The organism is Dictyobacter formicarum, assembly GCF_016587435.1.
The window spans coordinates 102,944-123,863 of record NZ_BNJJ01000004.1; the positions used below are offsets into that span (position 1 = coordinate 102,944).

A 20,920-nucleotide genomic window follows, 5' to 3' on the forward strand; every position below is an offset into this window, starting at 1 on the left:
TGCTTGTTGTGTTTTACGCTCGCTATTGGACTATGTAAGCTTGAGAATATGGTCAGTGATAGTGGAGACGAAGGCATTCTGTAGCAACTGGGTGAACCAGTTACGGCGCAAATTACCATTGCCGAAAGCAATCTGAGCTTCATTCGTTTTCCAGGGTCGAAGCATAATACCAAGTAAGGTGGCTACTGTAATGATGGCAATGAGTATGGTACGTACCTGTGTTGACACATGGAAAAGGATCGCCATTTTTTCAATTCCTTACAGCAATATATTATTAGATTGTGTTTATAACACGGCGCGCTCATGCAAAAAGTTGGAAACTTTAACTATTGGATTTTGACTCGGGCTGGCTACTGGTATGCTGACTGCTTATAGACGTGCGGCTGATTTGCATGTGACGCAATTGTGTGGGTGCAACCCCGAAAGCACGATGAATAGTCTTGTTGAAGAGATGAAGATCATTGATGCCAACTTCGATAGCAATGGATTTAATTGAGCGTGTGGAAGTGGTGAGCAGGTGATGTGCTCTGTCCATACGTCGTTTTTGAATATACCCTGAGATTGTGCAGCCTAAAGACTTCTGGAAGAGGCGTGCCAGGTGGTTATGTGAGAGCCCCACTTCGTGTGCTAGCTCCGCAATATATATGCGCTCGCCGATGCGCAACTCAATCATTTTTACTACCTGTTCAACTGCAGGATGGACACTATTGAGTGTAGTAGCAGGGGCGGGTGAACGCTCACTTATTTGCCAGAGGATATCCCAGAGCTTGATGGTGGCTCGGGTTGGCCGTGTTGTCCAGTTAACGATTGCATGTGTGAAGTCAGTTTGTAGCGTTCTAAAATCGTCTTGTAAGTCCTGCATAGCTAAAATCGAAATCGTGGCTTGTTCTGGAAGCATAGCGGAAAACGAAAAATGAGCATAAAGATGTTCTGAGCGCCCCAGGTAACGGTACTCTATCTGGGCGTCAGGCGGTGTGATACTGATGTAGCCCGGGCGAATAGGTAAGGCGAGTCCATCAATCCATAATTCTCCGACGTATTGATAGAGATGTATGCACCACAATCCCTCCAGTTGGTAGCGTTCAACTGGAAGAAAGCCATGGACTGCATAGCCCATATTCAGAACTTTTGGTTGGTTCTCTAATGGTATCGACCAGCGCCTTTCAGATGCAAACATGGTGATATTGTACCAATAATCATAAATGTGGGCAATTGTTTCTTCGCTGGTTCATGGGTATATTTGACGTTATAAGCGATGGCAATTAGCCAGTTGATCACCGGAACAAGTCACTAATGCTTTAGGAGGAAGCCAGTATCATGACACATGAACAGCGTATGGCTGGTAGTCTAACGGAAGAGCAGATAGCGTTTTATGAGCGAGAAGGTTATCTGGTTTTACCTCATTTTCTTACTGTAGAGGATATGGCACCTGTACGTGCCGCTTTAGAAGAGAAAGTCTCCTGGATTGCCGATGACCTTTATAAGGATGGCTTTATCACGGATAAGCTTGAGCAACGTCCATTTGAGACGCGCCTGGCAGATCTTTTTGCTGGCTTAACTGATAAAGAATTTCTGCACTATGGTCGTGGTTGGCGTGATCGGCAGCCTGGATTATTTCATCTGATCAGCCAGCCGAAAATTTTGGATGCCATTGAGTCGCTGATCGGATCAGAAATTTTTGCTAATCCAGTCTATAATGTGCGCCCTAAAGTACCTCATGTGGCTGCGGGAGCTGTCCCCTGGCACCAGGATAAATCTTATTGGCCGGACGCTAATTCAAATCCTGTGATTACTGCCTGGGTGGCTCTGGTGGATGCCACCGCCGAAAATGGTTGCTTACACATTATGCCCCGTACCCATAAAAAACAGGTGCTCTCATACCATGCTGAAACCTATTCTGGAACCGGTTATACCGAATTAGACGCGGAACATGTTTCTAAGAAAAAGCAGGCTATAAGTTTGCCATTAGCTGCTGGAGGCGTCATCCTTTTTAATGATCGATGCATCCACATGTCCACCATGAATAACTCGCATGTTGTGCGCTGGAGCGTGGACTTGCGTTACCAGCCGACTGATCAAGATCCTATGCCACAACATGGCATCGGTTTTCTGGCGCGTAGCCGCCAACACCCTGAACAGGTGACAACTTTAGATGACTGGCTGGCGGAACGGCCAACTCATCACCTGTAACCACACCGTACGGAATGCACTTGAGGTACTGCTTATGGTTGTATTCTAGCTTCTCACGCAGTATGTCGAGCTGAGGAATACAATGTGGGCCAGAGATTGATTGTCAGGCAGATAGCCAGCGCTAAACCACATGGTCCCGAAAGACCCATGAGGATGGTGCTCAAGGCATATCCCTGGGCGCTATGAATGAAGGGGGAAAGCAGAAGAGGGCTCACACGTAGCACAACAGCGGCATTGCCGAGCCAGAGTGTCGCGCTCACCAGCCGGGGCGAAACGATCTGGCAGCCGGAGAAGCTCGGCAACATACGCGGCGCAATGCCGCAGATCAAAAGCGCGATAAATCCGATGGCGAAGCTATGGCGGATCGCATCAATGGCGACTGGCGCGCTGCCAGTCGCTAGCAAACTGAGACCATCAATAAGTAGCAGCAGGGCGCCAAGTAGCGCCCACAGATAGGAGCTGGCAACCAGGCCTACGAATGGTCCGTAATTGGCTTGCTCTTTCTTTATCTGTTTCTTATAGCTCTGAGCCAATGCTACAGGTTTGGGGGCGAGTTGCGCCACGCGCTGTGGTAGGCGGCCTCGCTTGCGCATCAGGCGCAGGAAGGTGCCGACAAACAGCAGCACAACGCCTCCCGTCAGTAGCATGCCCAGACCACCGATGATGTTTGCCCAGAACTGTGGCAGGTTATTTGCTGTGCCCACGCTCATGAGCGCCAGTCCTGTAAAGTATGTTCCGGACAGAGGCCACAGCGCCCGGCGTGGAAAACCATCTAGCTCTGCATACATAGGCAGGGAGCGGGCCGACATTGCCAGCGCTATTGGCACCAGGAAACCGAAGAGACCCAGCGTCACATTCAGCGCATCGCTCCTATACAATGCTAACCCGCTTCCTTGCGCTGCCTGTACGACATTGAGTAAATTCACGATACTGGCGATTCCTGATGAACAGAAAGCGCCCACAAAAAACGGCAAGACGCTCCAATAGGCCGGGCGTGTCTTCGCAGGCGGACCACGCCGTGCGGTTACTCCTATCAAGAACAGAATGCCGCCAATGGCGATTACTTCGAACAGCCCGCTGTTGACAAGCATTAACCGCCACGCTGGAGCATCCACCATAATTAGTCCGGGCTGACTGACAGCTCGTAGGATCAGGCTCACAATGGCTATGCCTAGCAACCAGGGTAGAAAGCGGGCGCCCGCCAATGGGGCGCCACATAGCCGTGGGAAAAAGTGTAACGCTATACCCAGGACAAAAAGGCCTGCCCATCCATACAGTTGGAGATGTCCATGTGCCTGTACGACGGCTTCCCACCACATGCCAGGCGGTATTGCAAAAGCCAGCGATAGTGTCAGCACGCTTGCCAGTACAAAGCCGCCGCACGCCCCTATAAGGAGAGCCGCCTTCACCACTGGCGCAACGCGCCAGAACGGTTCCTGCTTGTTCTCCGTTTCAAGCTTTGATGTATGCCCATGTTTTCCATATCCAATTGTATGCATCAAAGGTCCCCTTTATTGAACAATCACGGTCAGATTCATCCCTGGATGAACCGTGCAATACAGATGAAACGTACCGGGTGTCGTGAATGGCCCTATGACCTGACTGTTGCCACTGCCACTGATCTGTACATTGTTCACAGTTGGCATGCCCTTCTCCTGTATTGGCTGAGAGCTTCCATTCACCCAACTGCCGCTGGCAATGATATGGGGTGTCGCTGCATCATCCATCAACATAATGGTGCCGCCCTTCCTGATAGTAACAGATGACTGTGCAAAGTTCTGATCGCTCATGTGCACCATATAGCCACCGCTATCGCTGTTAGAACTCCCACTGGTACTGCCAGTACCGGAACCACTACTGCATGCGGCGATTACAAGCGTCATCAAGCTGAAAAATATTAAAACCGCTAGAAGTTTTTTCATAATTGTACTTTCCCTGCTAATAGAACAGCTATACTAAGTAATTCTCTTCTCTAACGAAGAGGATAACTTTAGCAGGTGGAGATTCCTGCGACTTTTGTCACATAGAGGCGTTGTGATGTGTTTGTGATGGCCAGCTGTTCAATCGGATGAGCGCAGCTGCCTGGAAAGCCAACCACATACCTGGATACGGATCACTTTGAATGGCAGAGCTATGGCAGCGGAGCTAGCCGCGAGTGAGTAGCGTTGACGATTGCTTTTAATCGCACTGTAAGGGAAGATGAGGATGTTATTCCGAGGTGAGCAAACGGAGGCGTTCACGGTCCATCACGATAGCTCGCCCCTGGTGCATCTCGATGGCACCCGCTGTCTCTAGCTCTTTGAGCGAGCGTCCCACGACTTCACGAGCGGTGCCAGCCAGCGCCGCCATCTCTTGTTGGGTCAGGTGATGGGAGTGGTGAGCCTGCTGAGATGCTTCCTCCTGATCAAGGAGCAGCTTGGCGACTCGGGCCGTGACATGACGGAGAGAAAGATCTTCGACAAGTGAGACAAGATGGCGCAAGGCACCTGTGAGCGAGCGTACGACGGCTTCGGCTACTTCGGGCCGCGTCATGATCAGTGTGCGCAGATCCGCGCGTCTGATGACGTACACACTGCTTCGCTCCATAGCTGCCACACTGGCGGGATTGGGACCGCCATCCAGAGCAGGCACATCGTTGAAGGTGTGGCCCGCCGCGATCATGCGCAGGACCTGCTCCTTGCCGCTCGGCGAGGTCTTGAAGACTTTGACTAGCCCCGAATGCACATAGTGCAATGCACCACCCAGATCGCCTTCCAGCAAAATGAGGTCACCGCGTTCGTAAGAACGCTCCTGTGTCATTACCGCAACCTGTGCCAGGTCCTCCTGGTTGAGCTGCGCAAAAAGAGGAATGCGGCGCAGCACTTCGAGTTCGACGGGCATAAGATCTCTCCTTCCAACCAGGTATCCAATCCCGATATGAGAGAACAATAGCAGAACCCAGGTTTGGGTGTCAATCCTGACAATAGTTGTTGCTGTACTACGAAGTTTTCCAGCGGACACGAGATTGCGACTTTTATCACGGTAATACTTCTGTCCAGTGACTTATATTTGAGACACGTATGGATCTCCACATGATGTTTATCATATGGAGCATGCGTCATAGGTGCTGAGCTTGCCTCAGCTTTGATTCCGAAGGCGCGAAACATATAGCTTTCAGATACACTCTGAAGAAGGAGAGAAGGCAATGATAGAGCAGGCTCTACGTTGGAAAGCAGAAGCAGAAACAGTCCTTGATGTGAGACCAGATCTGGCTAGCGGGGGCGAGCCCTTTGTGCGCATTATGGAGGCGGCTTTCACCATTCAGCCCGGTGGCACACTGGTGATCATTGCGCCGTTTGAGCCGGTTCCACTCTATGATGCCCTGGGAGCACAGGGCTTTACACATGAAACGGTTATGGTTGCAGCCGATGAGTGGGTGGTACGGTTTACCCGCGCTCAGTTACCAGGATGAAAGGAGCGGTGTGCCTGTGGGTATTTTGAAACCTGATGCAAAGCAGGGGGACTCCTTACCGTTGAGGAGTACACCTGCTATCTCGACCAGCAGGATGCCAGGCATGATGGGGGGCCGCCGTGGTCTGCCTTTGTCCGTGCCGTTGCCGTTTCTGCTCACAGGGGTAAGCGCGGCGGCGTTTTTTGGTCTCCTGCTGCCAGCGATGATACCCGAAGCCATGCTTGCCCCGAACTTCCCGCATGTGTTGGCTGAGGTGCACCTGGCAACGTTGGGGTGGCTGACCATGATCGTTATGGGTGCTTCGCTCCAGCTTACGCCGGTTATGATTGTGGCTCCGCTATGTGCGACGCGCTTCATTCGCTGGCAATATCCGGTGTATATGAGCGGCGTGACCTTGCTATTGAGTGGCTTCTGGTGGATGCGACCCTGGCTCATGGCCGTTGGCGGTAGCCTGGTTGTGTTGGCAGTGATCCACTACACAGTGATACTGGGCACCAGTCTTGCGCGTGCGGCTACTCGCCCCTTGACCGTGCGCTTTCTGGTCGCGTCATTGGTGACGTTGTGCATTGTGGTAAGTCTGGGGCTGACGATGGCGCTCAACATGCAGTTCAGTTTCCTTGGAGCAACTTTAGAGTGGGTGCTGCTGGTACACCTTCTCCTGGGCGTCGTTGGTTGGCTCAGCAATACCCTGGTGGGCGTCTCTTATACGCTTGTGCGCATGTTTGCGATGGCCCATGGCCATACTGATCGTCTGGGATGTTTTGTCTTTGTTCTCTTGAATACCGGCATCGTGATCCTGGCATCTGGCTTCATGGCAGCCTGGTTGCCGTTGATCGCGATAGGAGGGGGAGCACTGGTAGTGGCTGTCTGGCTCTTTGCTTATGATTTCCAGCGTATGTTCCGTTTGCGCCGCCGCAAGGTGCTCGATGCAGCACAGTATCATAGTATCGCGGCAGTCGTGTATCTTTCCCTGGTTATTCCTGCCGGTATAGCGGTTGTTCTGGCTGGCTGGCAACAGTCAACGATGTTGGTGGCACTCGGGTTGGCGGCGCTGGTAGGTTGGTTAGGCCAGAGCACGATAGGGTATCTATATAAAATCGTGCCATTTCTTATCTGGCAGAGCCGCTACGGACCGCTCGTCGGGCGTCAGAAAGTTCCTCTGATGCGTGAGCTGGTGCCCGAACGCTGGACATGGATAAGCTGGTGGCTGATCAATGGTGGTCTGCTATGTACGCTCTTTGCGGTCCTATGCGTCTGGACGCTGCTTGCGCAGCTTGCTAGCGGATTGCTGGGAGCTGGTCTCGTTCTTGCGGCCGCCACTGTGTTTAGTGCGCTACGTCATCTCCCTCTACGAAAGAGCAAATATAATGGGAGCACCTTTTAAGTGCTCCCACTTTAGTTAAAACCAAGCAGACGACGACCTTCCTCCGTCATACGCGATGGGTCCCACGGTGGCTCCCATATCAAGTGTATCTCTCTACTGGTAAGCCCTGGTATTCCCTGCAATGCTGCCTCCACCCCATCGCTGAGTGCTTCGTGCATGGGGCAACCGGGCGTAGTGAGCGTCATATCGATCGTGGCGTGCCCATTTGCGTTGACATCGATAGCATAGACCAGGCCCAGGTCGATGACATTGACGCCGAGTTCCGGGTCATAGACGTGACGTAACGCTTCAGCGATCAGCGCTCTGGTATTTTCACTCGTTGGTATATCCATGTCTGTATCCTTCTTTTACAAGATTAATCGTTTCCGCGCCTGCCTGAGCAGGGAAAGCGGTCTGGAGGAAGCATAGCGCACATGATAAGTGGAGGGCAGCGACTTTTGTCACAGCATTACCTCCAGCGCATCGTGCATACTTGCCTCTGTACCCATAAGCCGTCCGCTGACTTATGTGATTAGTATTCGTGTATATAGCTTTTATAAGAGAGAAGGATGAAATACATTATGACAGATGCTACTATTGAGACGCTTGATGTTCGGAATATGCAGCCACGTGAGCGCCATCCTGCGATTTTTGCTCGTCTTGACGCCCTCAAGCAGGGTGATATCTTACGCCTGATCAACGACCATGATCCCGCGCCGCTGCGCTACCAGTTGCTCGCGGAGCGTCCGGATATGTTTACCTGGAAGCCAGAAAAACAGGGCCCGGAGGAATGGATTATCCGTATTCAGAAAGTGGAGTCGGAGTAGTGAGCGGCCTATGAGGCAAACCGCTTGAGAAAGAGATAGCAATGACAACATCAACCCAACCCTTACGCGATGAACATAAGGAACTCATGCCCTACATTGAGGCCCTGCGAACAGTGGCTGATGCGATTGGTACCGCATCTGGAGAGTCGATCCAACAGGGGGTAGAGGAAGCCTATCAGTTTTTGAAGCACCACCTCATTGCTCATGCGCAGGCGGAGGAAAAAGCCTTGTATCCAGTGGTAGGTAAACTCATGGGAGCGCCGGAGGCAACTGCCACAATGAGCCGTGATCACTCCGCGATCGTTCAACTTACTGAAGAACTGGGGCAACTTCGCTCGCACCTATATGAAGCCACGATGAGTGAGACGCATAGAAACGCCTTGCGCCGCGTGCTCTACAGCCTTCATGCTATCATTACAGTCCATCTGGCGAAAGAAGAAACAGTCTATCTTCCTATTCTGGATGCTCGACTGACACCCGAAGAGACTCAACATCTGTTTGAGACGATGGAGATGGCGGCGCAAGAGGCAAAGAACACCTTATAGCACATATAGTTATACTGTGCTGATAATGTGGCGCGTTCATGAAAAAAGATGGAAGGAGAGCTTCCATCTTTTTTCATGAACGCGCATGCAAATGCTCAAGCGATGATGTCATGTTTCCATTCATCAACCAACAGAACAATAAAAAACCTACGCCTAAAAGGCGTCAGCACCCCCGGAATGGCGAATCATCCCATCCTGATGGCTATGGTAATGAAACACGTGCTACGGAAGTGTTGACAAATTGCAATAAACTTATGTATAATTTTTGCAAACGTTTACTTATTGTTTTCATCGAGGAAAAATATGGCAGAAGGTCTGGAAGAGATTGCTGCGAGAGCAGGTGTATCAATTGCTACGGCATCGCGTGCTCTTAATGGCAAAGGTGGCGTTAAAGGAGAGACAAGGCAGCGTGTGCTGGCAGTGGCGCAGGAATTGCAGTATTCTGTGTCAATGGCAGGTCGTGGATTGGCAACATCGCGCACAGAGACGATTTGTTTTGTGGTCAGCCGCAAGTCAGATTCGTTTAACGATGATCCATTTTATCCAATTATCATGCGCGGTCTGGAGTCTGAATTGTCTAACCACGGCTACCATCTGCTCATGTCGACTATCGATGTTGCACAGAGCAAATCGGCTAGCGAGTTTCGGCCCGTCATGGAGCGGCGCGTTGATGGTGTGATTCTGGCAGGACCAGATATACCATCACGTTTGATTGTTGATTTGCAGCAGCGGGGTATACCGATGCTATTGGTTGACAATGATCTGGCAGCTCTATCGATTGATACTGTGAATATTGACAATAAACAAGGGGCGCGACTGGCGACCGAGCATCTCATTCAGCATGGTCACCGCACGATTGTATCTTTGTTAGGACCAGATAGCTGGCATAGTTCACTTATGCGTGGGCAGGGATATCGGGAGGCAATGTCTGCCGCCAATCTTACACCACACGTTTTTCATGCAGATGCCACGACTGCGCAGACCGGAGGGCTGGCGATGCGTCAGGCATTGGAAGCTGTTCCGAATCTGACGGCGGTGTTTGCCGCTAACGACGCGATGGCGGTAGGGGCTATCCGCGAGTTGCTTCAGCAGCAACGTCGTGTACCCGATGATGTGGCGGTAATTGGTTTTGACGATGTGGCTATGAGTGAGCTGTATGAGCCATCCCTGACAACAATTAGAGTATTTAAGCGTGAAATAGGTAGACAGGCTGCCCGGCAGATGCTTGATATGTTGAGTGAGCATAGCAATGCTGAACGTGCTCCAATGCAGATCTTGCTCTCGACTGAACTGGTGATCCGTCGTTCTTGTGGTTGTCAGACGACGACAGAGCATTAGTGGTCATTATCTAAACTTTTTGTGTATTGTTCGTTTATATTGGATTATCGCTTGCTGTTAGTACCTGCTGTCATCCTTTAGACTGGACAAGCGTAGCTAGCAGTTGAGCGACAATGCAAGTGAAGGAGTCTAGCAATGAAGCTGACCAAAATTTTTTCTGGTTTAGCTATATTTATCGTTGTTTCCCTCTCCCTGGCTGGCTGTGGGGGAAGTCAGAGTGGTAGTAGCTCTGATAGTGGTAGTACTAATTTAACGTTTTGGGCCGCGCCCAATCCTCCTCAATTAGCTTTTTGGACACAGATGGCTAAAGAGTATACCGCTAAAAATCCTTCTGTTAAGATTACGGTTAAATCTATTCCTGAATCCCCATCTTCTGAGGCTGGTATCCAGGCTGCTCTGGCCGGGAATACCGCTCCTACCGCTTCAGAAAATATCTTTACCGGTTTTGGTAGCCAACTTTCGCAGTCGCAGGCTTTGGTACCATTGGACCAGATGCCTGGATGGGATAATGTGTTAAAAGCTCGTCATATGGAGAACACTGCCCAGAGTTGGAAGTTTTCTGACGGCCATTCATACATTTTGCCAATATATTCGAACGCCATACAGGTTGCCTGGCGTATGGATATTCTGAAACAGCTTGGTTATAGTCAGCCTCCACATACGTATAGTGAAGTGCTGGAGCTGGGCCAGAAGTTGAAAGCCAAATTCCCAGATAAATATGTCTGGGCACGTGGTGAACTGGCAAAGGATACCTGGTACGAGCGCTGGTTTGATTTCTTCACCCTTTATGATGCTGCTAGCAACGGAAATTCATTCATCAGCGGCAGTAAGTTGACGGCTGATGATCAGACAGCTGTCTCGACTCTGTCATGGTTACAGCAGTTGTCACAGAAAAAATATCTCTTGACGCAGACGATTACGGATCCGTTTGAGAATGGTAACTCTGTGATGACCATTCTTGGTCCCTGGACTTTTACGACCTGGCAGCAGAAATATCCTAATCTGCAGCTGAACAAGACTTATGTTTTAACATCGCCTGTGGTGCCCGATAATATGGCGAGTACACAGGATGTCAAGACGTTTGCTGACTCCAAGGGGATTGTCATTTACAAACAGGCCTCTGAAGCACAGCAGCAGGCCATCTGGAAGTTTGTCTCATGGGTTCTTTCTGATCCACAACATGATCTGACGTGGTTGAAGACTACCGCGCTTCCTCCTGCTCGCGACGATCTCAACACGAATTCGGCCTTTGCATCCTATTTGAATCAGCATCCTGAGCTGTTGGCTTTCACTAAGAATATTGTGAACGGTGTGCCACCAATTAAGAATGGCAAATATTCTGATATTCAGCAGAAGTTGGGTGCTGATGCAGTTATCCCGGTAGTTAAAGGTCAGGCCAGTCCGCAGAATGCCTGGAATGCTTTTAAATCGGATGTACAGTCATCTCTAGGCGGAAATCAGTAATTCCTGATTGGTATGGCCCTCCTTTTTCCCAGGCTGCTGTTTGTATGCCTGGATGAAAAGGAGTGGCCCGCCAATCTCCTCTTGATAAACGAACTGTATCCTCTTTCCTTTAGAGTGAGAGTGCATGCATCGCTCCATGAAGCATAAAATGATCCATTGCTTGCTTATTTCCCGTTTCAGAATGAGCCTTGCTGTGGGGCTGCATCGATACAGTTCTGTTTACCAGTGCAATGCGAGGATTTTGCAATGATACACACGCAAGGTGGACAAGAAATGGCCAATGTCCCGGCTGAGCGCCAGCCCAGGACCAGGCGAACAGCAGCCAGGAGACGCGGGCGAGCTGGGAGAAAATACTGGTTATATCTCATCGCGATACCAGTGGCGCTGATAATGATGATTCCTTATCTGTATCTGCTGCTGCAATCGCTGGCGCCCTGGGATCAAGTTGACAAGAATTTTTTTCCTGCTAGCCTGACATTGAAATCGTATCAGTGGCTCTGGACAGGTGGTGGCTATGGGGCGCAGCCGTGGCTCAGCGCGCTTTTCAATAGTTTGTTTGTGTCGGCGGCGGATAGTTTCTGTATGGTTGCCATTGGTGCCATCGTGGGCTATGGCCTGGCGATTATGGAATTTCGTGGTAAGAAGTTTATCAACGGCTTTATCCTCTTCCAGATGTTCTATCCCGGGATCATTTTGCTGGTGCCAACCTTTCTGGTTGTGCGTTTTCTGGGGCTGTACAACTCCGTCTGGGCAATGATTATTCCGAAGATGGTTGGTTTGTGGGCGATCTTTATGTACACAGGTTTCTTTCGCTCAATCAATATGGAAGTAATAGAGGCAGCGCGTCTGGATGGGGCCAGTGAGTTATCGATTATCTTTCGCATCATGCTGCCGATCTCGCGTTCAATCACGTCGGTCATCTTTTTGTTTGTGTTTATGGATCGCTGGACCGAGTTGATGTGGGATCTGATTGTGGTGAAGGATGCTGCGCATCAGACATTGAATGTGTTGCTATCAACCATGTTTGGCCCATACGGTGCCTATCCGGGTCCGTTGTATGCAGCGGGCGCGTTATTGACATTCCCGATTCTTGTGCTGTTCATGGCCTTTAGCCGCAACTTTGTCAGGGGTGTTCAGTTTGTCTTGCGCTAGGCCAGACATACCTATTATCTGTGAGGGGAAGCGATATGATTGGTGCTCATAAGGTGAATCGGGGAGGTCGTGAACCGGGGGCTGTCAGGCGGGAAATCCAGGGCTGGCTGTTTTCGAGTCCGTATCTGGTGTTCACGGTGATCTTCTTCCTGATCCCACTGATCTATAGTATTTATCTAGTATTCCAGGATTGGAACTTAATTTCGCCGACGCCTGTTTTTGTAGGATTGGCAAACTTTAAAGAGGCATTGGCAAGCTCGCGTGTCTGGGCAGCCTTCTGGGTGTCTTACAAGTTTATGCTTGGCTTTATCCCGTTAGTCCTGGTTGCATCCATCTGCCTGGCGTTGGTTGTGCATCATCTGCCCAAATGGAAGAGCATCTTCGCGGTAGCCTTCTTTCTACCGTATCTTGCTTCAGGCGTGGTGTCGTCGCTGGTTGTGAAAGGTGTACTGTCCTATTCGGGTCCACTGAACACGTTTTTGCGCGCGACCTTTGGTAACTCTCCTGATTGGTTGGGCAACCCGACGCTGGCAATGATAGTGATCGTAGCGATGGTTGTCTGGAAAATGGCCGGTTACTATGCGTTGATCTTCCTTTCCGGGCTACAGGGTATTCCGACCGAAATCTACGAGGCCGCGGCGATTGATGGCGCTGGACCCTGGAAGACATTCTGGTGGATGACGCTGCCGATGCTCTATCCCGCTTTTTATACTGTGTTAATTCTGGCTGTTGGTATCGCCCTATCGATCTTTACCGAGCCATATACGTTGACGCATGGCGGCCCCGAGATGGCAACGCAGACCTGGCAGCTTGAAATTTACTACCAGGCTTTCGACCAGTTCCGCTCTGGATATGGCGCGACGGTCGCCTTGCTCAATGCGGTGGTAACATTGATCACGATCTTGATCATTCGCAGAGTTGTTGAGGCCTGGGGCCATAAAAACGGCTGGAATTAATTTGTCGGCATGGACTATTGAGGCTATGAGAGCACTGATTTTCCTGCCAGTCTGTCAGTGCTCTCATAGCCTCAATCACAGCGTTGTCCTTATCAGGGGCGCAGAACGAGAACTGTTATTTAAGGAGTATTTGTGATGGCTGATATCGCCAAAAGATTTGGAAACAATCCTTTATTACATCCACGCGATGTAAAGCCTAGTATAGATGGCCTGGTTGTTGAGTGTCTACTGAACCCGGGAGCCTTCAGGTATCAAGGTAAGACCTATTTATTGCTGCGTGTTGCTGAGCGTCCTGAGCAGAATGATGACACTGTAAGTGCCCTGGTACTTGATCCAACTGCACCTAAGGGATTACGTATTCTCTCCTGTAAGAAGGGAGATCCAGAATTGGAGTACGAGTCCGATCCTCGTAGCTTCACGTATCGAGGCGATACCTATCTGACCACACTGTCACATCTGCGCCTGGCCTCAAGCACAGATGGCGTGCATTTCCAGGTGGAAGAGGAGCCTACTCTGCTTGGCGAGGGTCCGTTGGAAACCTTTGGCATTGAGGATTCTCGTGTGACGCAGATCGGTGATGTCTACTATCTGACTTTTACCTCTGTTTCGGCTGATGGTTATGGTGTTGGCCTGGTCAGCACTCGCGATTGGCAGCACTTTGAGCGCCATGGCATGATCATCTCTCCTAATAATAAGGATTGCACACCTTTTAGCGAACGCATCAATGGCAAGTATTACGCGTTGCATCGTCCTTCAATGGCGCCTGGTGGCCTGGGTGGTAATTACATCTGGCTGGCTGAGTCGCCGGATATGATACATTGGGGCAATCACAAGTGTATTGTGCGCACTCGCCCTGGCAAGTGGGACTCCGCCCGTATTGGTTGCGGGGCTGCCCCCACACGCACTCCTGAAGGTTGGTTAGAGATTTATCATGGCGCCGATGAGCATAATCGCTATTGCCTGGGTGCCGTGCTGCTTGATCTAAACGATCCGACTAAAGTGCTGGCGCGTTCCGAGGAACCGATCATGGAGCCGTTAACCGAATATGAGACCAATGGTTTCTTTGGGAGCGTCATCTTCACTAACGGTATCGTTGAGGATGGCGACCAGATCACTGTTTACTATGGAGCTTCTGACCTGGTCGTTTGCGGCGCTACGCTCTCGATCAATGAGATCTTGCGCACTCTGAAGTAGAAAATACACAGTGAAAGGGAGTCCCCAATGAAAAAACAACCTGGTCTGGGTATTGTTGGCTATGGTGGGTTTGGCGAGTTTACCGCGCAAGTTTACGCTCAAATGCCACAGGTACGCATTGTGGCTATTACTGATGTTGATGCCGCACGACGTGAAAGCGCCGCTGAGCGTTATCATGCGCGTGCATATGCGGATCTGACAGCGTTGCTGGCCGACCCCGAAGTGGATATTGTTGTTATCAATACTCCTCCCTGGCTACATGCTTCACAGGCGATGGCTGCGGCGGATGCTGGAAAACATATTTTTCTAGAAAAGCCACTGGCTACAGCGCTGGATGATGCCGATATCTTGCTGGCGAAGCTCAAAGAGCGACAGGCGCATCTCACCATCGATTATGTGTTGCGCCATGTTCCTGTCTACGAGACGCTGCTGAAGGTGACGAACAGCGGTTTGCTCGGAACTGTAACCTATATGCGGTTGGAAAATGTGGCCTCAAACGAGGCGCTGCACGATCAGCACTGGTTCTGGCAGCGCTCGTATAGCGGCGGTATTTTCATCGAACACGGAGTTCATTTCTTTGATCTCTGTAACCAGATTAGTGGTACACATCCTGTCCACGTATCAGGTGCCGCTCACCGTGGACCTAATGACCGCCAGGATCGTGTGATGGCAGCGGTTACCTATGCTAATGGTACGCTTGCTAACTTTTATCATGCCTTTGATCGTCCCGCGATCCTTGAGCAAACTACCCTGCGCGTTGTGCTGGAGCGCGGCTCAATTATCGTTACTGGCTGGATTCCTGACCATCTTGAGCTGGAGGGTACTCTACCAACTGAGCAGTATAGTCAGCTTGAGTCCTTGCTCGGCGTGCCCTTGACGGTACGTGATGTACCTGCCCCTGTTGGGATTACCGGCGCGACTGCTGGTCATCTGGTGCAGGCAACGCTTGATCGCGCGGATCGCAATGCGGACTATGTGGAAGCGGTCAGGCGTGGTATGGCTGATTTTGTGATGCAGATCCAACAGCATGATTACACGCCCCTCGTCACATTGCAAGATGCATATGAGAGTTTTCGCCTGGCATTCCTGGCTCAACGTTCCATTGATGATGGATGCAGCCTCGATATTTGCTAGTCCGCTTAACTCAAAAAAGAATGCCTCACTCTGGCGTACTACCAGAGTGAGGCATTTTAAAAATTTCCCTATTATGCTGGCTATGTTGAGTTGAGCGGACCAGCAAACATCGAACCGTGTTTGCGAGCTTTTTTAATGACCACGAATTGACTGAGGTGAGATACGCAGAGCAACCGAATAGAGCGAGGCAAAGTGTTCTGGGGTTCCGAAAAGCTGAGCGATGAGCTCGCGATATTTTTCTACGTAGACCTGGTGCTGATCCGCAGGTAGATCAGTGCTACTTACCCGGGCCTCGCCAGTAATCACGATGATATCGCCTCCCATCCCATTGCCATCAAAGTTGAGTGCAACATGCGGATTATGTTGTAAGTGTTCCAAACGTTTGGCGTGTGTCTGGCTGTAGATAAGTATCGTCGAAGTGGCTGCATCCCACAAAAACCAGACGGGTGTTGGCTGTGGCGTGTCCTTCACATCAACTGTCGTCAGCCAAATCAAATGTTCCTCCTGCAGCCGCCGAGCGACTCGTTTCCCAAACGGCGTTGATGGGTCTGGCAATTGAAATGTCATGCTTATCTTCCTTTCATTATTCTTCTCACATTTCCATCTTCTTCTAGCTACGTTAAAAATTGTGATTAGTTTCATATGCCTGGAGACGATACGATGTTACAATAATGGGGGGAAAGTAAATTAACCATTTCTGATACAATATCGCGAGTAAGGACACTTATTGTACATCCTCAGAAATGCATCGGGCTCGTCTGAGGTAATAGGAGGTTATTTATGACTGGCATCCGTAACGTGATTTCAACGTTGACCGAAAATGGCGAAGAAATGATGGGACCAGAAGTTCTCCTCTGGCACTATCCCCACAATGGTATTATGAATGGTTCGCTGCTGACAGTAGAGAGCAACCATTTTTGCGTTCTCAAGTCACGTGGAGCTATTCTTAATGTCTACGAAACGGGGCAATATACTATCCAGACACCTGATCGTCCTCTTTTCGGCTCTATGCAACAGGCCTTCTATGGTGGGCAGAGCCCATGGCAGTATGAGGCACTCTATATTAATCGTGCCAAGCTCGTGTTAAAAACAGGTGGCATGGCTCTCTCACGAGAAATGGCCGAGATGGTTTACAGCGTGGATTACTATATTCACGTTGAGACGCGCGAGGCCGCGGTGCAACTTGTCCAACACATGCCCTACCGGGGACACGCATTGACAACGCAAGAGATAAATGCTTACGCGGGACCTGTTATTGAACAAGCTGTGAACCAGATTGTACAGATCACTCCTCTGGAATCTGTCAATGAAAAGATTCATGATCTTTCGCAGATTGTATTTCAGCACCTGCAACAATTTCTGGCCACCTATGGAATCGCGCTTAATACGGTCAAAGTCCTGGTGTTCCCGCGCGATGAGCGCATGAAGGCGCTCATTTCGCTCAAAGCTTTTGGGCTGAGTGAAATAGAGGCGGTACGTTACTATACCGCGATGTTGATGGCGGAAAAAGGTATCATCTCGGCCCCCAATATGGCAATTGGTCAGCCCTTCAATGTTAATGGTATACAGCCAACCATGAACGCTGACCATTATACAGAAACCAATTCTTCAAAGGCTCCAGCGCCCACACCTCCGCGCCCACCGGCACAGCCACCTCGCTAAAGCAATGATCATGATCAAAGGAAATGGGTAATATAAACTTGCCCATTTCCGGGAGAAATCAAGATGAGTTCACAACCATCCAACAACGCGCTCGTACAGCAATTACAATTGTTGCTTACCGGCTATGGTTATAATTTCTACAACAAGACCGATCAAGCACGCGCGGATGATTTACTTGTGCGCGAGCGTGCCTCCTACTATCTTTCGCAAGCAGTATCTACGCTCGCGCAGTTACGTAGTGAATATCATATACGCTTTATCCCTCCTCTGACGCGAGCCAATCCTGATCCACCCCAGGAAGCTATGGCGCAATTACGAGCACTTGAGGCAGCCCAACAGGCACTTGCTAAAGTAGAATCCAGCATTCGCGGGATGTCGGTCCCGTCTCAGGATCGTATATGGTGGCGTTTCCGGCAGGAGCAAGCCCTTTTGATGCAGTTACTCAACTTCGATCTGTTACTTGTGCGTGACAGCGAGCAAATATATCAATATGTCTCACGCATGACTCCTGAGGATTGGTCGAATCAGAGCAGTATATTGCACCAGATGACACAACAATTGGCCCGTTCAGTGACGGAGCGGGAGCGCTTCTTGCTATTACAGCTTTGATAGCACAGCTTAGAGCTTAATCCGTCCACCCTATCCATGATGGCAGTAGTGAGGCTGTTTACAAAGCGGTGTATCTGGAAAAAGCCCCCAACGAGCCAGAGCAATCCGGCTCGCTGGGGGCTTCGAATATGTTCATTTGACTACCAGCATTAATGCTTTACTGGAAGATTGTTCGCTTCGCGGGCAAGCTGAAAGAACTGATCGCCACGCACTATGGAATAATTGGAATTGAGATGCTGGGCCACGTAGACAGCATCGGATGCCGTACTGTTCCAGGCAATCAACAAAACACTAATAAACATTGGTGATTTTCCGTCCCATTGGGCCGTTTCTTGATTGATCGCATTCACAATTTCAGCCCCGTTAGCAGCATTCAATTGCGTTGATACTGGCAAGTTTCCATTAGCAATCGTCAGGGCACTCTGATTGTAATTGTTGAGGAACATGCCATTCAGGCCCATCTGACTGTAAGCCTGCGCTACCGAAGGTGGCAGTGTAGAGTTTGGGTCGATGGCATAGATAATGTCTGTTCCCATCTTGCCTAGGTATGTATTTGATTGCTGCAAGTACGTGTTGAGATTATCTGATGGCCACGATGAAGGATAGAAGTATCCGGCTCCCGACGGAGCTGCGACCAGCAAATCATTGCTACTGGCTGTGGTCTGATAATGGTTTAAGAAGAACGGAGCAGCATCGGGTAACAGGGGAGAGATAGACCAGTTCAATGGTACTTTCCCTCTATCCGGGTTGTCCCAGAGCGCACGCATATAATGTTCGTCATACTGCAAGTTGTCACCATCGCTTACGACAAACGTTACATACACCTTGTTTTGCAGCGGCGGAGCTGCGATAGTTTTGATCTTTTGCGATGGTGCATTCACCCCAGACCAGACCGTCAAATTAGAGAACCAGTCGGCAGCCAGAACATACACGCCGTGCTTAGAGGTCATGCTTACGCCGTCAGGCTCACTATCAAACCATCCCAGGTACGGTGTACCAGGTTTCACAGCAGAGAGGATCTGATTGAACAGAGCAACCTCGTCGGGTTTCTGAGCACTCAGCCAGAAAACAAAAGCATGGTTGGCTACCGCATAGTCTCTTAAGTAGCCGAATGGTGTTTGATCGTCCGAAGAAGCCTGTGGAGCAACTTTCGATGCTGAAATCAGGTACTCATTCCACATATCTACTGAAACAGTCAACTGCTTGGTGTTAGCTGGTGGCGCGAAACGGTACACGAAGTAGTTAGAGCCATCGGCAAAACGATGGGGGTTAGATGGATTGAAATCACAAGAGGAATTACCATGATCAAAGATATATTGCTCCTCTTGCTGGCTACATCCGGTAAACTGGGCGATGACATTTCCGTCTGCTTTTACCGTGACCTCGTGAACCGAAGGGCCCCAGCCGTCCTGGGGGAATGCATCCTGGAAGCGTAGGTAGACTGCATCGTTGCCCAGATAGCTGGATAGGTCAATTGTATAGGTAGAGCGATTCGAGGCATCGCGAACTTGCTGATTTTCTTGTAAAACCGTCTGGAAGTCTTTCCAGTTATCAGAAGGTACCGGCACACTCGTACTCGGCCTTAGTCCGATCAGCATGCGATGCGTTGTCTGAGGCCAGAGATGCTGGAATTCCCAGGTATAAGCAGCCAGTGAATTGGGAAATTTGCCACGTAAATCATCCAGAACAGGTAAATTATATGGAGCAGCTGTCAACTTTTGGGCCAGGGTTGGACTCACCGCAAGACCATTTTGAAGGCCAGCTTCAGTCGTAGCCACATTTGTCGTGTCCAGGAGATTAGGGTCATAAATAATAACGCCCCTGGCTTCCTGGTAGTATTGATTGACGACTGTCCAGGGATCTTTGATCTGGTAGGGGATATGAGCATCATTCAACCATGTATAGGGTCCCTCGTCGTGATTTGGCTCAATTAAATAGATACTCGGTCGTCCTCGGTTGACAATGCCTTGCAGCGTCGACATCATCAGGTGCATATCACCGGGAGCCTTCTGTAGATCCACTACATCCAGGCTGTGTGGTTCGGCGAATCTTGGCAAGGCCTGAGTCTGAGGCCAATTAACTCCATCAGCATTGAGATTATTTTCTGAATGTATGGTATTGCTCGCTGCATGCGATGAAGGAACGTCACGAAATCCTGAAAATCCCGTGAAAAGAATAAGTAGACATACTACGATGGAAAACCTAGAGAACAGCGGTCTTAGGATTGCTTTCAACATAAGGATCCTTCCCTTACTTACAAGCGTATGATCATCCTACATATTCCTAAGGCTAAACCGAATCAGCAGTCACAAATGGAGCAGCATACCAGCGCCATGGCACGCTATTAGGGCTGCTGGAGGTGGGGAGGGATAAAAGATACATGATTCTTTTGCTACTGCTGTGCCTTTCCTTCAATCTCGTCAGAGAGATGAAAAGGTTCCCTCCATCAAGGCACAATATGTAGCAAATAGAGTACTCTATATGAGAAGAGTTTTGTCTATACAAATGCTACCATGGTATAGACAAATTTGTCAATTCATTTGCGCATTAAAAAAACATGCTATGACTATTCTGACTATTCCGTCAATTAGCTTAAAGGCAGAATAAGCTAAAAAACATAGATTTCCTGCCTGATTTCGCGTATGCCAGGCCGTGTTCTTTACCCGTTAAAAATGGAAACAAGTTTTGAATATGGTTCACCAAAAACGCGGAAGAGCCGTGATTGCATCGGCATTGCCATATAATGGAACCAACTCCATTCAGAGCCCAGGAAGCGGTTGAGACTGGCAAGTATCGCTTTTGTGGGGTATAGTATAGAAAACTAGTAGTATCGACTCGTTGATACTATCATATATTTGTTTGTGCGGGAGCTTGGGGAAGCCAGGCTGAGAGGACAACCTTTATTCGTTGTCGACCGAACCTGATCTGGATAATGCCAGCGTAGGAAGTGACATTTGCCTGACAAGCAATCTCTAATGGCACTGGCTGGTAGCTGGTGCTATTTTGTTGTCACATTTGCCTTGCGAGACCTATGC

21 protein-coding genes are annotated in these 20,920 nt (G+C 49.8%); 13 read left to right on the plus strand and 8 right to left on the minus strand.

The window, feature by feature from the left end; translation table 11 throughout:
- Positions 1-30 precede the first annotated feature (30 nt).
- Together JMI88_RS07950 and JMI88_RS07955 are read right to left on the minus strand one after the other, a co-directional pair.
- Entirely contained in the window at positions 31-246 is a 216-nt protein-coding gene (locus JMI88_RS07950) for a hypothetical protein (protein ID WP_201361275.1), read from the minus strand.
- Positions 247-322: 76 nt separating this feature from the next.
- Positions 323-1,177, minus strand: coding sequence for an AraC family transcriptional regulator (locus JMI88_RS07955; RefSeq protein ID WP_201361276.1), 855 nt, complete (start codon positions 1,175-1,177; stop codon positions 323-325).
- Between the two features lie 140 nt (positions 1,178-1,317).
- Here JMI88_RS07955 and JMI88_RS07960 point away from each other — a divergent pair, with 140 nt between their 5' ends.
- Positions 1,318-2,190, plus strand: a complete 873-nt coding sequence (locus tag JMI88_RS07960) for a phytanoyl-CoA dioxygenase family protein (RefSeq protein WP_201361277.1) — start codon at positions 1,318-1,320, stop codon at positions 2,188-2,190.
- A 53-nt stretch (positions 2,191-2,243) separates the two neighbouring features.
- Here the strand turns inward: JMI88_RS07960 and JMI88_RS07965 are convergent, their stop codons facing one another.
- The 3 genes from JMI88_RS07965 to JMI88_RS07975 form a co-directional block, all read right to left on the minus strand.
- On the minus strand, positions 2,244-3,689 hold the full coding sequence (locus tag JMI88_RS07965) for a heme-copper oxidase family protein (RefSeq protein WP_201361278.1): 1,446 nt from the start codon (positions 3,687-3,689) through the stop codon (positions 2,244-2,246).
- A 12-nt stretch (positions 3,690-3,701) separates the two neighbouring features.
- A complete protein-coding gene (locus JMI88_RS07970) occupies positions 3,702-4,112 on the minus strand; it encodes a cupredoxin domain-containing protein (protein WP_201361279.1) in 411 nt (136 codons plus the stop codon).
- Between the two features lie 286 nt (positions 4,113-4,398).
- Positions 4,399-5,070, minus strand: a complete 672-nt coding sequence (locus JMI88_RS07975) for a Crp/Fnr family transcriptional regulator (protein WP_201361280.1) — start codon at positions 5,068-5,070, stop codon at positions 4,399-4,401.
- Positions 5,071-5,374: 304 nt separating this feature from the next.
- Between JMI88_RS07975 and JMI88_RS07980 the strand changes: the two genes are divergently transcribed.
- Together JMI88_RS07980 and JMI88_RS07985 are read left to right on the plus strand one after the other, a co-directional pair.
- The gene (locus tag JMI88_RS07980) at positions 5,375-5,641 is read left to right on the plus strand and encodes a DUF2249 domain-containing protein (protein ID WP_201361281.1); all 267 of its coding nucleotides are present in this window, start codon (positions 5,375-5,377) and stop codon (positions 5,639-5,641) included.
- A gap of 16 nt (positions 5,642-5,657) precedes the next feature.
- On the plus strand, positions 5,658-7,025 hold the full coding sequence (locus tag JMI88_RS07985) for a hypothetical protein (protein WP_201361282.1): 1,368 nt from the start codon (positions 5,658-5,660) through the stop codon (positions 7,023-7,025).
- Between the two features lie 11 nt (positions 7,026-7,036).
- On the opposite strand, the gene JMI88_RS07990 is transcribed toward JMI88_RS07985, so the two are convergent.
- Positions 7,037-7,357 carry a metal-sulfur cluster assembly factor gene (locus JMI88_RS07990; RefSeq protein WP_201361283.1) on the minus strand — a complete coding sequence of 107 codons (321 nt, stop codon included), beginning with the start codon at positions 7,355-7,357 and terminating at the stop codon, positions 7,037-7,039.
- Between the two features lie 228 nt (positions 7,358-7,585).
- Between JMI88_RS07990 and JMI88_RS07995 the strand changes: the two genes are divergently transcribed.
- From JMI88_RS07995 to JMI88_RS08030, 8 genes are all read left to right on the plus strand, one after another.
- Complete coding sequence (locus JMI88_RS07995; protein ID WP_201361284.1) at positions 7,586-7,831, plus strand: DUF2249 domain-containing protein; 246 nt, start codon at positions 7,586-7,588, stop codon at positions 7,829-7,831.
- Positions 7,832-7,872: 41 nt separating this feature from the next.
- Complete coding sequence (locus JMI88_RS08000; RefSeq protein WP_201361285.1) at positions 7,873-8,376, plus strand: hemerythrin domain-containing protein; 504 nt, start codon at positions 7,873-7,875, stop codon at positions 8,374-8,376.
- A 303-nt stretch (positions 8,377-8,679) separates the two neighbouring features.
- Positions 8,680-9,714 carry a LacI family DNA-binding transcriptional regulator gene (locus JMI88_RS08005; protein WP_201361286.1) on the plus strand — a complete coding sequence of 345 codons (1,035 nt, stop codon included), beginning with the start codon at positions 8,680-8,682 and terminating at the stop codon, positions 9,712-9,714.
- 135 nt (positions 9,715-9,849) lie between these two features.
- Positions 9,850-11,178, plus strand: a complete 1,329-nt coding sequence (locus tag JMI88_RS08010) for an ABC transporter substrate-binding protein (RefSeq protein WP_201361287.1) — start codon at positions 9,850-9,852, stop codon at positions 11,176-11,178.
- 390 nt (positions 11,179-11,568) lie between these two features.
- Entirely contained in the window at positions 11,569-12,330 is a 762-nt protein-coding gene (locus JMI88_RS08015; protein WP_373323799.1) for a carbohydrate ABC transporter permease, read from the plus strand.
- A gap of 35 nt (positions 12,331-12,365) precedes the next feature.
- Complete coding sequence (locus tag JMI88_RS08020; RefSeq protein ID WP_201361289.1) at positions 12,366-13,286, plus strand: carbohydrate ABC transporter permease; 921 nt, start codon at positions 12,366-12,368, stop codon at positions 13,284-13,286.
- A gap of 135 nt (positions 13,287-13,421) precedes the next feature.
- Positions 13,422-14,480 carry a glycoside hydrolase family 130 protein gene (locus tag JMI88_RS08025; RefSeq protein ID WP_201361290.1) on the plus strand — a complete coding sequence of 353 codons (1,059 nt, stop codon included), beginning with the start codon at positions 13,422-13,424 and terminating at the stop codon, positions 14,478-14,480.
- A 27-nt stretch (positions 14,481-14,507) separates the two neighbouring features.
- Complete coding sequence (locus JMI88_RS08030; protein ID WP_201361291.1) at positions 14,508-15,614, plus strand: Gfo/Idh/MocA family protein; 1,107 nt, start codon at positions 14,508-14,510, stop codon at positions 15,612-15,614.
- Positions 15,615-15,746: 132 nt separating this feature from the next.
- Here JMI88_RS08030 and JMI88_RS08035 read toward each other — a convergent pair whose 3' ends face one another.
- The gene (locus tag JMI88_RS08035; RefSeq protein ID WP_201361292.1) at positions 15,747-16,181 is read right to left on the minus strand and encodes a TIGR03667 family PPOX class F420-dependent oxidoreductase; all 435 of its coding nucleotides are present in this window, start codon (positions 16,179-16,181) and stop codon (positions 15,747-15,749) included.
- Positions 16,182-16,394: 213 nt separating this feature from the next.
- On the opposite strand from JMI88_RS08035, the gene JMI88_RS08040 reads away from it, so the two are divergent.
- Both JMI88_RS08040 and JMI88_RS08045 read left to right on the plus strand, forming a co-directional pair.
- Entirely contained in the window at positions 16,395-17,276 is an 882-nt protein-coding gene (locus JMI88_RS08040) for an SPFH domain-containing protein (protein WP_201361293.1), read from the plus strand.
- A gap of 63 nt (positions 17,277-17,339) precedes the next feature.
- Positions 17,340-17,885, plus strand: coding sequence for a hypothetical protein (locus JMI88_RS08045; RefSeq protein WP_201361294.1), 546 nt, complete (start codon positions 17,340-17,342; stop codon positions 17,883-17,885).
- Between the two features lie 149 nt (positions 17,886-18,034).
- Here JMI88_RS08045 and JMI88_RS08050 read toward each other — a convergent pair whose 3' ends face one another.
- Entirely contained in the window at positions 18,035-19,942 is a 1,908-nt protein-coding gene (locus tag JMI88_RS08050) for a GxGYxYP domain-containing protein (protein ID WP_236022861.1), read from the minus strand.
- Between the last annotated feature and the right edge of the window lie 978 nt (positions 19,943-20,920).